At 70.2% G+C, this 16,131-nt stretch carries 13 protein-coding genes; 1 reads left to right on the plus strand and 12 read right to left on the minus strand.

The features are described 5' to 3' along the window. Window positions 1–261: 261 nt before the first annotated feature. Window positions 262–3,405, plus strand: a complete 3,144-nt coding sequence (ileS, locus tag ACFVIU_RS19890; protein WP_385843941.1) for an isoleucine--tRNA ligase — start codon at window positions 262–264, stop codon at window positions 3,403–3,405. 227 nt (window positions 3,406–3,632) lie between these two features. On the opposite strand, the gene ACFVIU_RS19895 is transcribed toward ileS, so the two are convergent. The 12 genes from ACFVIU_RS19895 to murF form a co-directional block, all read right to left on the minus strand. Beyond that, window positions 3,633–4,778, minus strand: coding sequence for a DivIVA domain-containing protein (locus tag ACFVIU_RS19895; RefSeq protein ID WP_385843942.1), 1,146 nt, complete (start codon window positions 4,776–4,778; stop codon window positions 3,633–3,635). Between the two features lie 54 nt (window positions 4,779–4,832). Further along, window positions 4,833–5,123, minus strand: a complete 291-nt coding sequence (locus ACFVIU_RS19900) for a YggT family protein (protein ID WP_385843943.1) — start codon at window positions 5,121–5,123, stop codon at window positions 4,833–4,835. 61 nt (window positions 5,124–5,184) lie between these two features. Continuing rightward, window positions 5,185–5,826 carry a cell division protein SepF gene (locus tag ACFVIU_RS19905; protein ID WP_385843945.1) on the minus strand — a complete coding sequence of 214 codons (642 nt, stop codon included), beginning with the start codon at window positions 5,824–5,826 and terminating at the stop codon, window positions 5,185–5,187. Window positions 5,827–5,954: 128 nt separating this feature from the next. Then, window positions 5,955–6,674 (minus strand): YggS family pyridoxal phosphate-dependent enzyme, encoded by a 720-nt coding sequence (locus ACFVIU_RS19910; protein WP_385843946.1) that lies wholly within the window; start codon window positions 6,672–6,674, stop codon window positions 5,955–5,957. 6 nt (window positions 6,675–6,680) lie between these two features. Beyond that, window positions 6,681–7,412 (minus strand): peptidoglycan editing factor PgeF, encoded by a 732-nt coding sequence (pgeF, locus tag ACFVIU_RS19915; protein ID WP_385843947.1) that lies wholly within the window; start codon window positions 7,410–7,412, stop codon window positions 6,681–6,683. Continuing rightward, a complete protein-coding gene (gene ftsZ / locus ACFVIU_RS19920; RefSeq protein ID WP_385843948.1) occupies window positions 7,409–8,620 on the minus strand; it encodes a cell division protein FtsZ in 1,212 nt (403 codons plus the stop codon). Before ftsZ ends, pgeF begins: the two co-directional genes overlap by 4 nt. Window positions 8,621–8,899: 279 nt before the next feature. After that, window positions 8,900–9,691 carry a cell division protein FtsQ/DivIB gene (locus ACFVIU_RS19925; RefSeq protein WP_385843950.1) on the minus strand — a complete coding sequence of 264 codons (792 nt, stop codon included), beginning with the start codon at window positions 9,689–9,691 and terminating at the stop codon, window positions 8,900–8,902. A 28-nt stretch (window positions 9,692–9,719) separates the two neighbouring features. Continuing rightward, a complete protein-coding gene (murG, locus tag ACFVIU_RS19930) occupies window positions 9,720–10,808 on the minus strand; it encodes an undecaprenyldiphospho-muramoylpentapeptide beta-N-acetylglucosaminyltransferase (protein ID WP_385843951.1) in 1,089 nt (362 codons plus the stop codon). 6 nt (window positions 10,809–10,814) lie between these two features. Further along, window positions 10,815–12,173 carry a putative lipid II flippase FtsW gene (gene ftsW, locus ACFVIU_RS19935; protein WP_385843952.1) on the minus strand — a complete coding sequence of 453 codons (1,359 nt, stop codon included), beginning with the start codon at window positions 12,171–12,173 and terminating at the stop codon, window positions 10,815–10,817. 68 nt (window positions 12,174–12,241) lie between these two features. Then, window positions 12,242–13,672, minus strand: coding sequence for a UDP-N-acetylmuramoyl-L-alanine--D-glutamate ligase (murD, locus tag ACFVIU_RS19940; RefSeq protein WP_385843954.1), 1,431 nt, complete (start codon window positions 13,670–13,672; stop codon window positions 12,242–12,244). Then, window positions 13,654–14,727, minus strand: coding sequence for a phospho-N-acetylmuramoyl-pentapeptide-transferase (gene mraY / locus ACFVIU_RS19945; protein WP_385843955.1), 1,074 nt, complete (start codon window positions 14,725–14,727; stop codon window positions 13,654–13,656). Before mraY ends, murD begins: the two co-directional genes overlap by 19 nt. Beyond that, window positions 14,724–16,130, minus strand: a complete 1,407-nt coding sequence (murF, locus tag ACFVIU_RS19950) for a UDP-N-acetylmuramoyl-tripeptide--D-alanyl-D-alanine ligase (protein ID WP_385843956.1) — start codon at window positions 16,128–16,130, stop codon at window positions 14,724–14,726. The genes mraY and murF overlap by 4 nt, the downstream gene beginning before the upstream one ends. Window position 16,131 lies beyond the last annotated feature (1 nt).

The following is a 16,131-nucleotide window of genomic DNA, read 5'->3' on the forward strand; positions in this document are numbered from 1 at the left end:
CGCAGCCCAGAGCGACCCGGGGACGGTGTGAGCCCGGGGGTGAGCGCGACGTGAAGATCACCCCGGAGCCGCCGGAAGAAAGCCCCCTGTGGGCCGGTAGAACCGGCTTCGCGAGCCAATGAGCGGGCTCACCGACGCGTACGGCGCGGCGGCGGGCCAAGGAGGGTGGTACCGCGGGAGCGCGCCGCACCGGCGCAGGCTGAACAGCAGGCTCTCGTCCCTCCGACGGAAGGCAGCAAGTCCGTTGGAGGATGCTCGCAGATGACAGCGCCGACGTACCGCCAGGTGCCCGCACAGGTCGACCTGCCCGCTCTTGAGCACGCCGTGCTCGACTTCTGGCGTGAGCAGAAGATCTTCGCCAAGAGCCTGGAGCAGTCCGAGGGCCGCCCTGAATGGGTGTTCTACGAAGGCCCGCCCACCGCCAACGGCATGCCCGGCGCGCACCACATCGAGGCCCGCGTCTTCAAGGACGTCTTCCCTCGCTTCCGCACCATGCGCGGCTACCACGTGGCCCGCAAGGCCGGCTGGGACTGCCACGGCCTGCCCGTGGAGCTGGCGGTCGAGAAGGAGCTGGGCTTCTCCGGCAAGCAGGACATCGAGGCGTACGGCATCGCCGAGTTCAACGCCAAGTGCCGTGAGTCCGTGACCCGGCACACCGACGCCTTCGCCGAGCTGACGACCCGCATGGGCTACTGGGTCGACCTGGACGACGCCTACCGCACCATGGACCCGGAGTACGTGGAGTCGGTCTGGTGGTCGCTGAAGGAGATCTTCTCCAAGGGGCTGCTGGTCCAGGACCACCGCGTCGCCCCCTGGTGCCCGCGCTGCGGCACCGGTCTGTCGGACCACGAGCTGGCGCAGGGCTACGAGACGGTCGTCGACCCGTCCGTGTACGTCCGCTTCCCGCTCACCTCCGGTCCGCTCGCCGGCGAGGCCGCGCTCGTGGTGTGGACGACGACCCCCTGGACCCTGGTGTCCAACACGGCGGTCGCCGCGCACCCCGAGGTCACCTATGTCGTCGCGACCGACGGCACGGAGAAGCTCGTCGTCGCCGAGCCGCTGCTCGCCAAGGCCCTCGGCGAGGGCTGGGAGCCCACCGGGCAGACCTTCACCGGTGCCGAGATGGAGCGCTGGACGTACCAGCGGCCCTTCGAGCTGGTCGAGTTCCCGGAGCCGGCGCACTACGTCGTCAACGCCGACTACGTCACCACCGAGGACGGTACGGGTCTGGTCCACCAGTCCCCCGCCTTCGGTGAGGACGACCTCAAGGTCTGCCGCTCCTACGGCCTGCCCGTGGTGAACCCGGTCCGCCCGGACGGCACCTTCGAGGAGGACGTGCCGATGGTCGGCGGCGTCTTCTTCAAGAAGGCGGACGAAAAGCTCACCGAGGACCTGTCCCAGCGCGGCCTCCTCTTCAAGCACATCCCGTACGAGCACAGCTACCCGCACTGCTGGCGCTGCCACACCGCGCTGCTCTACTACGCGCAGCCCTCCTGGTACATCCGTACGACGGCGATCAAGGACCGCCTCATCCAGGAGAACGAGAAGACCAACTGGTTCCCGGAGACGGTCAAGCACGGCCGCTTCGGCGACTGGCTGAACAACAACATCGACTGGGCGCTCTCCCGCAACCGCTACTGGGGCACCCCGCTGCCGATCTGGCGCTGCGCGGACGACCACCTCACCTGCGTCGGCTCCCGCGCGGAGCTGACCGAGCTGACCGGCACCGACCAGTCGGGCCTCGACCCGCACCGGCCGTACATCGACGAGATCACCTTCGCCTGCCGCCACGACGGCTGCGGCAAGACGGCCACGCGCGTGCCGGAGGTCATCGACGCCTGGTACGACTCGGGCTCGATGCCGTTCGCGCAGTGGGGCTACCCGTACAAGAACAAGGAGCTGTTCGAGAGCCGCTACCCGGCACAGTTCATCTCCGAGGCGATCGACCAGACCCGCGGCTGGTTCTACACGCTGATGGCGGTCGGCACCCTGGTCTTCGACAAGTCGTCGTACGAGAACGTCGTCTGCCTCGGCCACATCCTGGCCGAGGACGGCCGCAAGATGTCCAAGCACCTGGGCAACATCCTCCAGCCGATCCCGCTCATGGACCAGCACGGCGCGGACGCGGTGCGCTGGTTCATGGCGGCCGGCGGCTCCCCGTGGGCGGCCCGCCGGGTGGGCCACGGCACCATCCAGGAGGTCGTCCGCAAGACGCTGCTGACCTACTGGAACACGGTCGCCTTCCAGGCCCTGTACGCCCGTACGACGAACTGGGCGCCCAGCGCTGCCGACCCGGCCCCGGCCGAGCGCCCGGTGCTGGACCGCTGGCTGCTGTCCGAGCTGCACGCGCTCGTCGGCGAGGTCACCGAGGCGCTGGAGACGTACGACACCCAGCGCGCCGGCAAGCTGCTGTCCGCGTTCGTCGACGACCTGTCCAACTGGTACGTCCGCCGTTCGCGGCGCCGCTTCTGGCAGGGCGACAAGGCCGCGCTGCGCACGCTGCACGAGGTGCTGGAGACGGTCACCAAGCTGATGGCGCCGATCACGCCGTTCATCACCGAGCGGGTGTGGCAGGACCTGGTCGTGCCGGTGACCCCGGGCGCCCCGGAGTCGGTGCATCTGGCCGCCTGGCCGCAGGCGGACCCGTCCTCGATCGACCCGGAGCTGTCGCGGCAGATGGTCCTGGTCCGCCGGCTGGTTGAGCTGGGCCGGGCCACGCGCGCGGAGTCGGGCGTCAAGACGCGCCAGCCGCTGTCCCGCGCGCTGATCGCCGCGACCGGCTTCGAGTCCCTGGACCCGGAGCTGCACACCCAGATCACCGAGGAGCTGAACGTCACCTCCCTGGCGTCCCTGTCGGAGGTCGGCGGCAGCCTGGTGGACACCACCGCCAAGGCCAACTTCCGTGCGCTGGGCAAGCGGTTCGGCAAGCGGGTGCAGGACGTGGCGAAGGCGGTCGCGAACGCCGACGCGGCCGCGCTGTCGCTGGCGCTGCGCGAGGGAACGGCGTCCGTGGAGGTCGACGGCGAGACCGTCACCCTCGCCCCGGACGAGGTGATCATCACCGAGACCCCGCGCGAGGGCTGGTCGGTGGCCTCCGACTCCGGTGCCACGGTCGCCCTGGACCTGGAGATCACCGAGGAGCTGCGGCAGGCGGGTCTGGCCCGGGACGCGATCCGGCTGATCCAGGAGGCCCGCAAGAACAGCGGTCTCGACGTGGCCGACCGGATCGCGCTGCGGTGGGTGTCGACCGACCCGGCGGTGGTCGCCGCGCTGGCCGAGCACAGCGAGTTGATCGCCGAGGAGGTCCTGTCGACGGACTTCCAGCAGGGCGAGGGGGACGACAGCTTCGGTGAGCCGTTCACCGACGAGGGACTGTCCCTGACGTTCCGGCTGCACAAGGCGTAAGGCACACGCTGTAAAGCACAAGGCGCAGGCACAGCGCGTCGGCGCCGAGCGCTGACCGAGAAGGGCCCGGTCTCCCCGCGGAGGCCGGGCCCTTCCGGGTTCCGTCACGCAACACGCGGTTCCGTCACGCAACACGCGTAAAAAGGGCGGGCCCCCGGACCGGAGTCCAGGGGCCCGCCCTATTGAGCGCTGCCGACGCCTACGGCGTACTACTCACCGTGGGGTGCTCAGTTGTCGTCCTCGTCGATCAGGAAGCCGCGCATCGGCGACGGCGCCTGGCCCATCGGGGACGGACCCTGCGGACGGACCGGGGCCATGGGCTGGGTCATCGCGGGGGTCATCTGCTGCTGACCGCCGTAGGACGGGGCGGACGGGCCGGGGTTGCCGCCCATCGTCTGGTTGCCGCCGTACGACGGGGTGCTCGCACCGGCCGGGGCCATGGAGGGCGCCGGGGACGGCGGCAGCGAGGCGGTCGCCGGGGTGCGCGGCGGGGCCAGGGAGTCGTCGGCCTGGGTCTCCAACTGGCGCAGCTGCGACTCCAGGTACGACTTCAGACGCGTGCGGTACTCGCGCTCGAAGCCGCGCAGGTCCTCGACCTTGCGCTCCAGCGTGGCGCGGGCGGACTCCAGGGAGCCCATCGCGACGCGGTGCTTCTCCTGCGCGTCCCGCTCCAGGGCGTCGGCCTTGGCACGGGCGTCACGCTCCAGACCCTCGGCGCGGCTGCGGGCCTCGCCGACGATCTTGTTGGCCTCGGAGCGGGCCTCGGCGATCGCCTGGTCGGCGGTCTGCTGGGCCAGCGAGAGGACACGGGCGGCGCTGTCGCCACCAGGGCCCTGACCGGGCATGCCGGGGCCGCCCATCGGACCGCCCATCGGGCCGCCCATGCCCATCTGCTGCTGCATGGGGGGCTGTCCACCCATCGGGCCCTGACCCATCGGACCCTGACCCATCGGACCCTGGCCCATCGGACCGGGACCCTGCGGGCCGCCCTGGCCGCCGGGACCGGCGGGCAGCTGCGGGGCACCGCTCGGCAGCTGGGGCGGGCCACCCATGGGGCCGCCCATCTGCTGCTGCGGCGGGCCCGATATGCCGGCGGGCACCGGCGCGCCGGGACCTCGCATGCCCTGCTGCTGCTGGGGGTTCTGCTGCTGGTCCTGCTCCGGCGGACCCTTGCGCATGTTCTGCTGGTTCTGCGCGGCGGCACGCGTGGCGGCGGCCAGCTTGGCGCGCAGATCCTCGTTCTCGCGGAGCAGACGGGTCAGTTCGGCTTCGACCTCGTCGAGGAAGGCATCGACCTCGTCCTCGTCATAGCCTTCTCGGAGGCGGACGGTCGTGAACTGCTTGTTCCGCACGTCCTCGGGGGTCAACGGCATCTCTTCACCTCAACGTAGTCATCGGCAGTCGGCAAGACCGGGTCGTCCACACGCTCATCTCACGAAGTTCTGCACGACGGCGATGAGAATGTAGACGATGATCATCAGTACGAAGAAGGACAGGTCGAGCGCCACGCCCCCGAGACGCAGCGGCGGGATGAACCGCCGCAGAAGCTTCAGCGGTGGATCGGTGACAGTGTAGGTGGCCTCCAGGAGCACCACCATCGCCTTGCCGGGTTGCCACGAGCGGGCGAACTGGAAGACGTAGTCCATGACCAGCCGGAAGATCAGCACGACGAGGAACACCATCAGCGCGATGTAGATCACCTGCGCGAACACGCTCATGGCTTGCGCTTCCCTCTCCCCTGTTTCCCGTGCTCTTCCGTACTTCGGTCCGGTCTGCGTCTCAGCTCTGGTTGAAGAACCCGCCCTCTGCGATGCGGGCCTTGTCCTCCGCCGTGACATCGACGTTAGCAGGAGACAACAGGAACACCTTCTGCGTCACCCGCTCGATGCTGCCGTGAAGACCAAACACCAAACCGGCCGCAAAGTCGACAAGTCGCTTCGCGTCTGTGTCATCCATCTCAGTCAGATTCATGATCACCGGGGTGCCCTCACGGAAGTGTTCCCCGATGGTACGGGCCTCGTTGTAGGTCCGCGGGTGGAGCGTGGTGATCCGGTAAGGCTCTCGTTCGGACACGACCTTGGGCATGATCACCGGTGCGTTCTTCTCCAGGGACTGACGTTCTTGTGTGATGGACGCCACGGGCGCGATCCGTGCCGGACGCGAGGATTCCGCGGTGAGCGAGGTCGCACGGGCCACCGGCTCGCGAGGCGCGGGCGGTTGGACGATTCGCACCTCTTCGTCCCTTTGGGACTGATGTGCATTATGTGACTGATGCGACACTTCGTGCCGTCGGTGGTCCCGCTCGGGCTCCGGGTCCAGTTCGGGCTCGAAGTCGTCGTCGGGGTCGAATCCGCGGCCGTCGTACCCATCGTCCTCCACGAGGCCGAGGTAGACCGCCATCTTGCGCATCGCGCCGGCCATGCTCTGAGTCCTCCGCTCTGTGGTGGATCGACTGACGACTGCCAAGTGCCCGCGATCCACGTGGTCGTTGCGCCCACCTTCACGGGCATTGACCATATTTTCTGCTGTGGTCCGACTTCCTGGCGACGTTACCCGAGCCTCGGGCGGACTCCGAGTACCGCGGTGCCGACGCGTACATGTGTCGCCCCGGCGGCCACGGCCTGTTCGAGGTCCGCACTCATCCCTGCGGACACCATGGTTGCAGCCGGATGGGCTCGGCGCAGGTCAGTCGACAAATCCATGAGCCGCTCGAACGCCGCCTGTTCGCGTCCCGCGTACTCGCCGGTCAGCGGGGCGACGGTCATCAGTCCGTCGAGCCGCAGCCCGGGCGAGGCGGCGACGAGGTCGGCCAACTCTTCGATTCCCTCGGGAGCCACGCCCCCGCGCTCACCGCGGCCGCTCTCGCCCGCGTCCAGCGCGACCTGGATGCAGCACCCCACCTCGCGCCCGGCCCGCTCCGCCTCCTTCGACAGAGCGGTGACGAGCCTGGAACGGTCCACGGACTGCACGACATCCGCGTAACCGACCACGGAACGGACCTTGTTGGTCTGCAACTGGCCGACAAAATGCCACTTCAGGGGCAGATCCGCACATGCGGCGGCCTTCGGGGCCGCGTCCTGGTCCCGGTTCTCGGCGACATGGCGCACACCGAGTTCCGACAGGATCCGCACATCGCTCGCCGGGTAGGTCTTGGTGACCACGATCAGGGTCACCTCCTCCCGCGCCCGGCCGGCCGCCGCACAGGCGGCGCCGATGCGCTCCTCCACATTCGCCAGGTTCGCGGCGAGTTCGGTCTTACGGTCCGTCATGCCCCATCAGTCCAGCCAGACATAGCCCGCGAGCCGACCGGTGGTGCGGTCGCGGCGGTACGAGAAGTGGTCCCCCGACTCCAGCGTGCACACCGGCGACTGCGCCCGGTCGCACACCCCGAGCCGGTCGAGCTGTGCGTGCACCCCGGCGCTCACATCGACCGCCGGCGTGCCCCAGCTGGTTTCGGCGTGCGCCGCCGGCTCGACGGCGGCCACCTCGGCGCGCATCGCCTCCGGCACCTCGTAGCACCGGCCGCACACCGCCGGTCCGGTGCGGGCGACGATCCGCCCGGGGACGGCGCCGAGTTCGATCATGGCCCGCACGGCGGCCGGGACGACCCCCTTGACCATGCCGGGCCGGCCCGCGTGGGCCGCGGCGGCGACCCCGGCGACGGGGTCGGCCAGCAGCACCGGCACGCAGTCCGCGGTGAGCACGGCGAGGGCGAGTCCGCGCCGGGCGGTGACGACCGCGTCGGCCTCCGGCACCACCGGCCGCTCGCCCCACGGTTCGTCCACCACGGCCACCTCGGCGCCGTGCACCTGGTTCATCCAGACGACCCGGTCCGGGCCGAAGCCCAGGGATGCGGCGGCGAGGTCCCGGTTGGCCCGTACGGCCGCCGGGTCGTCGCCGACCGCGCCGCCGAGGTTGAGCTCCTCATACGGAGCGGCGCTCACCCCGCCCCACCGGTCGGTGAAGGCGAAGTGCGCGCCGCTCACGCTCTCCTGCTGTCCTATCACTTGAGGAAGTCCGGGACGTCCAGCTCCTCGGCCGCGCTGTCCGTGTAGGAGGGGCGCGGCGCCGGGGTCACCGGCGGGGCGACCGGGATGTCGGCCACCGGCTCGGCGACCGGCTCCGGCTCCTCCTTGGGCTTGACGCTGCCGAGCGTGCCGAAGGAGGGACGGCTGGGCTCGGACTGCCGTACCGGAGCGGGCTCCTCGCGGCGGGTGGGCGCCGAGGCCGAGGCCGAGCCGAGGACGTTGTCCCGGCGGGCCGGCGGCTGGCCGCCGTCGAAGCCGGCCGCGATCACGGTGACCCGGACCTCGTCGCCGAGGGCGTCGTCGATGACGGCGCCGAAGATGATGTTGGCCTCGGGGTGGGCCGCCTCGCTGACCAGCTGGGCCGCCTCGTTGATCTCGAACAGACCGAGGTCGGAGCCGCCGGAGATGGAGAGCAGCACCCCGCGGGCGCCGTCGATGGACGCCTCCAGCAGCGGCGAGGAGATCGCCATCTCGGCCGCGGCCACCGCGCGGTCGTCGCCACGGGCCGAGCCGATGCCCATGAGGGCCGAACCGGCCTCGGACATGACCGACTTGACGTCGGCGAAGTCCAGGTTGATCAGACCGGGCGTGGTGATGAGGTCGGTGATGCCCTGCACACCGGAGAGCAGGACCTGGTCGGCGGACTTGAAGGCGTCCAGGACCGAGACCTGGCGGTCCGAGATGGACAGCAGCCGGTCGTTGGGGATGACGATGAGGGTGTCGACCTCTTCGCGCAGCTCGGCGATGCCGTCCTCGGCCTGGTTGGCGCGGCGCCGTCCCTCGAAGGTGAACGGGCGCGTGACCACGCCGATGGTGAGGGCGCCCAGGGAGCGCGCGATGTTGGCCACGACGGGCGCGCCGCCGGTGCCGGTGCCGCCGCCTTCACCGGCCGTCACGAAGACCATGTCGGCCCCCTTGAGGACCTCCTCGATCTCCTCGCGGTGGTCCTCGGCGGCCTTGCGGCCGACGGCCGGGTTGGCGCCGGCGCCGAGTCCGCGGGTGAGTTCGCGGCCGACGTCGAGCTTGACGTCGGCGTCGCTCATCAACAGCGCCTGCGCGTCGGTGTTGATGGCGATGAACTCGACGCCCTTGAGACCGACCTCGATCATCCGGTTGATGGCATTGACACCACCGCCGCCGACACCGATGACCTTGATGACTGCGAGGTAGTTCTGCGGTGCTGCCACGTCGAAGGCCTCTCGCCTCGAATTACGTTGTCGCCGCCGGGCGGTGCCCCGCGCCGGGACGACGGATGCCGAATGGGACGGTCCGTAGCGCCGACCCGAACCCTAACCCTGAAGTTTAGGGTTACCAGTGTGTCTGTTCCCTGGAGTCTTCTGAACAGGACACTAAGTCGACAAGTGGCGCCCGTTCAACGAACACGCCGAACCTCCCGTTTTTCTTTTCACCCTATGTGATCAGCCATAGCAGTGCCCAACCAGGGTGCTGGCCTGCGCTGATGTGCGTCAACTCCCCGAGGACGCAGGGGCGGTGGGAACGCTGACATCGAAGTGCCGCGCGCCGGGAGCTGCTTTCATGAGAGCTGTGAGGGCCCGTGCCTTGGCGCGGCCGTTCTCGTCGCTGCCCCAGGCCACGGTGCGCCCGTCGCCCAACTCCACGACGATGTCGTCGTAGGAGCGCACCTGGACGGCCCTGGTGGCCCCGGCGACGGCGGCCGGCAGGTCGGCCGCGATCCGCACCGCCTCGCGGTCCAGCCGGTCCACGCCGAAGCGCCGGAAGCTGGCGGCGCCGGAACCGGAACGGGATGCGGACAATTCCAGCAGCGGAACGCCTTTCGGTGCCTGGGAAACCGTGGCGAAACGGACACCTTCGTGGTCGACTTCGATGAACTTCGCGCCCTTTGGCACCAGGAGAACCGGAGTGCGCTCAATCACTTTCAGGCCGATTCCATGGGGCCAGGAACGAACCACATCAACGGCGTCAATTCGGGCCAATTTCCGGCGAAGACGCGCCTCGATGGCATCCGTGTCGACGGAAATCATCGGCGCCCCGACCGGCACGGCGGCCGCCTCGCGCACCTCGGCCGGGGTCAGCACCCGGGTGCCGGACACCGTGACGCGTTCCACCCGCAGCCACTCGGAGCCGTACAGCACCCAGACGCCGGCGCCGAGGAGCACGACGGCCGCGGCCAGGACGACCACCGCACGAAGGCGGACCCGGCCGAGGCGGCGGACGGGCGGCGGGCCGGACGACTCCTGCTGGCGTTCCCCGCGCTCGGCGGTCGTCGGTCCGGCCACGCTCTCACTGCCCTTTCGTCATACGGTCCTAACGGCGCGAGGCGATCGCCTCGTACACCATGCCGACGAGCAGCTCGTCGGCGTCCCGGCGGCCGAACTCGCTTGCCGCGCGGGACATCTCGTACAGCCGGTGCGGGTCGGCGAGCACGGGCAGGACGTTCTGCTGCACCCACTCGGGCGTGAGTTCCGCGTCGTCGACGAGGAGTCCGCCGCCGGCCTTCACCACCGGCTGGGCGTTGAGCCGCTGTTCGCCGTTGCCGATGGGCAGCGGGACATAGGCGGCCGGGAGCCCGACGGCGGAGAGTTCGGCGACGGTCATCGCGCCCGCGCGGCAGAGCATCATGTCGGCCGCGGCGTACGCCAGGTCCATCCGGTCCAGGTAACTTACCGGGATGTAGGGGGGCATCCCCGGCATCTGGTGCACCTGCGGCAGTTCGTTCTTCGGGCCGACCGCGTGCAGGATCTGGATACCGGCCTGCTGGAGCCAGGGGGCGACCTGCTGGACGACCTCGTTGAGGCGCCGGGCACCCTGCGAGCCGCCGGTGACGAGCAGCGTCGGCAGGTTCGGGTCGAGCCCGAACGCGGCACGGGCCTCCGGGCGGACGGCGGCGCGGTCCAGGGTGGCGATGGAGCGGCGCAGCGGGATCCCGATGTAGCGGGCGTCGCGCAGCTTGCTGTCCGGCGTGGAGACGGCGACCCGGGCCGCGTACCGCGAGCCGATCTTGTTGGCCAGACCGGGCCGGGCGTTGGCCTCGTGGATCACGATGGGCACGCCGAGCCGCTTGGCGGCGAGATAGCCGGGCAGCGCCACATAGCCGCCGAAGCCGACCACGACATCCGCCTTGGTGCGCTCCAGGATCTGCTCGGCGGCCTTGATGGTGCCGCGCAGCCGGCCCGGGACGGTGATCAGCTCGGGGGTGGGCTTACGGGGCAGCGGCACCGCCGGGATCAGCGCCAGCTCGTAGCCGCGCTCCGGGACGAGCCGGGTCTCCAGGCCGCGCTCCGTGCCCAGGGCCGTGATTCCCACGGTCGGGTCCTGCCTGCGCAGGGCGTCCGCGAGGGCGAGCGCGGGCTCGATGTGGCCGGCGGTCCCCCCACCGGCGAGTACGACATGCACCGAAATTCACCGCTCTCCGGACGAACGCGCCGCCGAGGCACGCCGTCGCATCGTGTTCCATCTCCGAGGCCCCCGCTCCGCACCGGAGCCTCCCGCCCGCTTTCTACCAAAGCGAGGTTGCCGCATCGCAAGCGCTGCCCGCGCAGCGGGCTCGTCGCGCGCGAAGGCGATCAGCAGCCCGATGGCGAACATGGTCGGCAGCAGGGCGGACCCTCCGTAGGAGAACAGCGGGAGGGGGACACCGGCGATCGGCAGCAGGCCGAGCACCGCACCGATGTTGATCACCGCCTGGGCGGTGATCCAGGTGGTCACGCCTCCCGCGGCATACCTCACGAAGGGGTCCTCCGTGCGTCCGGCCACGCGGATACCCGCATAGCCTAGAGCCGCGAACAGGGCGAGCACCGACAGCGTCCCCGCCAGGCCCAGTTCCTCACCGGTCACGGCGAAGATGAAGTCGGTGTGCGCTTCCGGGAGTTCACCCCATTTTTCCACACTCGCGCCGAGCCCGGATCCGAAGAATCCGCCGGAGGCGAGCGCGTAGATGCCGTGGGCGCCCTGCCAGCACATGTCGTTGGGGCCGGGGTCGGTGGCCGCGATGCAGTCGAGCCGGGCCATCCGGTGCGGGCTGGTCTCGATGGCGATGGCGCCGAGCACCACGGCCACGCCCAGCACCCCGGCGAACAGCCGGGTCGGCGCCCCGGCGAGCCAGAGCAGCCCGAACAGGATCGCGGTCAGGATGATCGTCGTACCCATGTCGCCGCCGAGCATGATCAGCCCGAGCAGCAGGAAGGCGACCGGCACCAGCGGCACCAGCATGTGCTTCCACTGGTTCAGCAGCTTCTTCTCCTGCTTGCGGGCGATCAGGTCCGCGCCCCACAGCACCAGCGCGAGCTTGCCGAACTCGCTGGGCTGGATCTGGAAGGAGCCGCCGAGGGAGATCCAGTTCTGGTTGCCGTTGACCGCCATCCCTATCCCGGGGATCTGCACCAGGACCATCAGGAAGACGGCGCCCGCGAGGATCGGGTAGGCCAGCGCCCGGTGCAGCTTCACCGGCATCCGGGAGGCCACGAAGAGCAGCGCGCCGCCGATGGCCGCGGCGAGGAACTGCTTGCGGAAGAAGAACGACCCGGGCAGGGACAGCTGCAACGCGGTGATCTGGGAGGCCGAGTAGACCATCACCAGGCCCAGCACGATGATCAGCACACTGCCGCCGACGATCAGGTAGTAGGCGGTCAGCGGCCGGTCCCACGCCTTTCGCGCGCGCGTGCAGAGCCGCTGCACGGGGTTCTCACGCGGGGGCCGGGGTACGACGGGACGCCGGGACGCCCGCTGCACGGGCGGACGACCGGTACGGCTACTGGGCATCGGCGCCTCCACTGAACGTCGGCCGTCCCACGCGTCCCTCCCAGGATCCGCCCGGCGGGCGGCCGGGGTCAGGCGCGGAGTTCGCGGACCGCCGCCGCGAACGCGTCACCGCGCTGGTTGTAGTTGGTGAACATGTCCATGGAGGCGCAGGCCGGGGCAAGGAGCACCGTGTCCCCGGGCCGGGCAAGCCGCTTCGCTTCCGTCACCGCCTGGAGCATCGCCCCAGTGTCGGTCCGGTCGAGGTCCACCACGGGGACCTCCGGGGCGTGTCGCGCCAGGGCCTCGCGGATCAGCTCCCGGTCCGCGCCGATCAGCACGGCGCCGCGCAGCCGCTTCGCCGACGCGGCGACCAGCTCGTCGAAGGTCGCGCCCTTCGCCAGACCGCCCGCAATCCATACGATCGACTCATATGCCGCCAACGACGCTTCCGCGGCATGGGTGTTGGTCGCCTTGGAGTCGTCCACGTACGCCACGCCGTCCAGATCGGCGACGTGCGCGATGCGGTGGGCGTCCGGGCGGAAGGCCCGCAGACCGTCCCGTACGGCCGTGGCGGGCACCCCGAAGGCGCGGGCGAGGGCGGCGGCGGCCAGGGCGTTGGCGATGTTGTGCGGGGCCGGCGGGTTGACGTCGGAGACCTCGGCCAGCTCCTGCGCGTTCTTCTGCCGGTTCTCCACGAAGGCGCGGTCGACCAGGATGCCGTCCACGACGCCGAGTTGGGAGGGAGCCGGGGCGCCCAGGGTGAACCCGATGGCGCGGCAGCCCTCTTCGACGTCGGCCTCGCGCACCAGGTCCTCGGTGGCCTTGTCGGCCACGTTGTAGACGCAGGCGACGGTGTTGCCCTCGTAGATGCGGCCCTTGTCGGCGGCGTAGGCCTCCATGGAGCCGTGCCAGTCGAGGTGGTCGGGCGCGAGGTTGAGGACGGCGGCGGAGTGGGCGCGCAGGGAGGGCGCCCAGTGCAGCTGGTAGCTGGACAGCTCGACGGCGAGGACGTCGTAGCGCTCCTCGCCGAGGACGGCGTCCAGCAGGGAGACACCGATGTTGCCGACGGCGGCCGTGCGCAGGCCCGCCGCCGTCAGGATGGAGGCGAGCATCTGCACGGTCGTGGTCTTGCCGTTGGTGCCGGTGACCGCGAGCCAGGGGGCCGCGTCGGGGCCGCGCAGCCGCCAGGCCAGCTCGACATCGCCCCAGACCGGCACACCGGCCTGCGCGGCCGCCTGGAACAGCGGCTTGTCGGGCTTCCAGCCGGGCGCGGTGACGATCAGCTCGGTGCCCTCCGGCAGGGTCGCCCCGTCGCCGAGGCGCACGGTGATGCCGAGCGCCTCCAGCTCCGCGGCCTGCTCGCGCGCGCGTGCGTCGTCGCCGTCGTTGACGACCGTGACGACCGCACCACGCGCGTGCAGCACCTTCGCCGCCGGGACGCCGGAGACACCGAGTCCGGCGACGGTGATGTGCTTGCCCTGGAAGAGCTCCGAGCTGGAGGTCACTTTTCCGCTGCCCATCCTGCATAGAAGAGACCAAGTCCGACGATCACACAGATGCCCTGGATGATCCAGAACCGGACCACCACCAGGACCTCGGACCAGCCCTTGAGTTCGAAGTGGTGCTGGAGCGGTGCCATCCGGAAGACGCGCTTCCCGGTGAGCCGGAAGGAGCCGACCTGGATGACGACCGACATGGTGATCAGGACGAACAGACCGCCCATGATGGCCACCAGCAGCTCCGTGCGGGAGAGGATGGCCAGGCCGGTGAGGACACCGCCGAGGGCGAGCGAGCCGGTGTCACCCATGAAGATCTTCGCCGGCGAGGTGTTCCACCACAGGAAGCCCAGGCAGGCGCCCATCAGGGCGGAGGCGACCACGGCGAGGTCGAGCGGGTCGCGCACCTCGTAGCAGGCGTGCGGGTTGGTCAGCGTCATCGCGTTGGCGCAGGACTCCTGGTACTGCCAGACGCCGATGAACGTGTAGGCGCCGAAGACGAGCACGGAGGCGCCGGTGGCGAGACCGTCCAGACCGTCGGTGAGGTTCACGCCGTTCGACATCGCGAGGATCATGAACAGCGCCCAGATCACGAACAGCACCGGGCCGATCGACCAGCCGAAGTCGGTGATGAACGACAGCTTGGTGGAGGCGGGGGTGTTGCCGCGCGCGTCGGAGAACATCAGCGACAGCACGGCGAAGGCGATGCCGACGATCAGCTGGCCGGCCATCTTCGCCTTGGCCCGCAGACCCAGCGAACGCCGCTTGACGATCTTGATGTAGTCGTCCAGGAAGCCGACCAGGCCCATGCCGACCATCAGGCCGAGCACCAGCACACCGGAGAACGTCGGCGGCTTGCCGGTGATCACCTTGGACAGGAAGTAGGCGGCGACCGTCGCCAGGATGAACGCGATACCGCCCATGGTCGGCGTACCGCGCTTGCTGGCGTGCTCGCGCGGGCCGTCGTCACGGATGTACTGGCCGTAGCCCTTGCGCGCGAGCAGTTTGATCAGCAGCGGGGTGCCGACCAGCGTCAGGAAGAGACCGATGACGCCCGAGAACAGGATCTGGTTCATCATCGGGCGGCAACCTCACCCTGGGCACCGGTCTCGATGAGCGCCTGGGCAACGCTCTCGAGCCCCACCGAACGGGACGCCTTCACGAGCACGACGTCCCCCGGGCGCAACTCGCTGCGCAACAGGTCGATCGCCGCCTGTGCGTCGGACACGTGCACCGACTCCTCACCCCACGAACCCTCGTTATATGCGCCCAGTTGCAGCCAGGAGGCCTCATTCCCCCCGACGGCGACGAGCTTGCTGACGTTGAGCCGGACGGCGAGCCGTCCGACGGCGTCGTGCTCGGCGAGCGCCTCGTCCCCCAGCTCGGCCATCTTGCCGAGCACCGCCCAGGTGCGCCGCCCCCTGCCCATGGCCGCGAGCGCCCTGAGGGCGGCCCGCATGGACTCGGGGTTGGCGTTGTAGGCGTCGTTGACGATGGTCACGCCGTCCGGGCGCTCGGTGACCTCCATGCGCCAGCGGGAGAGGGAGCCCGCCTCGGAGAGCGCGGTGGCGATCTCTTCCGCGGACATGCCCAGCTCATGGGCGACGGCGGCCGCGGCGAGCGCGTTCGACACGTGGTGCTCACCGTACAGGCGCATGGTCACATCGCTTGCACCGGAGGGTGTGTGAAGCCTGAAGGAGGGCTGTCCGCTGTCCGTGAGTCGTACGTTCTCGGCGCGTACGTCCGCTTCGGCCGACTCTCCGAAAAGGAGCACCTTCGCCTTGGTACGGGACGCCATGGCCCGGACCAGCGGGTCGTCGGCGTTGAGGATCGCCGTGCCGTCCTCGGGCAGCGCCTCCACGAGTTCGCCCTTGGCCTGGGCGATCTGCTCGCGGCCGCCGAACTCGCCGATGTGGGCGCTGCCGACGTTGAGCACCAGGCCGATCTTGGGCGGGGTGAGGCCGGTGAGGTAGCGGATGTGGCCGATGCCGCGGGCACCCATCTCCAGCACGAGGAACCGGGTCTCCTCGGTGGCGGTCAGCGCGGTCAGCGGCAGCCCGATCTCGTTGTTGAGGGAGCCGGGCGTGAACACCGTCGGCGCCTTGCGCCGCAGCACCTGGGCGATCAGGTCCTTGGTGCTGGTCTTGCCCGCCGAGCCGGTCAGGGCGACGAGGGTCGCGCCGAGCCGGCGTACGACGTGCCGGGCGAGGGCGCCGAGGGCGGTCTGGACGTCGTCCACGACGATCGCGGGCACGCCGACCGGGCGCGACGCCAGTACGGCGACCGCGCCCGCCTCGATGACCTGCGACGCGTAGTCGTGGCCGTCCACCCGCTCGCCGACGAAGGCGGCGAACAGGCTGCCCGGCACCACCTCGCGGGAGTCCCGGACCACCGGCCCGGTGACGGCTGCGGACGGATCCGGTATGTCGTGCGTCTGCCCGCCGACGACTGCTGCGATCTCGGCGAGGGAGAGGGCGATCACA

It is taken from the genome of Streptomyces sp. NPDC127190, assembly GCF_042672505.1.
Lineage (GTDB): Bacteria > Actinomycetota > Actinomycetes > Streptomycetales > Streptomycetaceae > Streptomyces.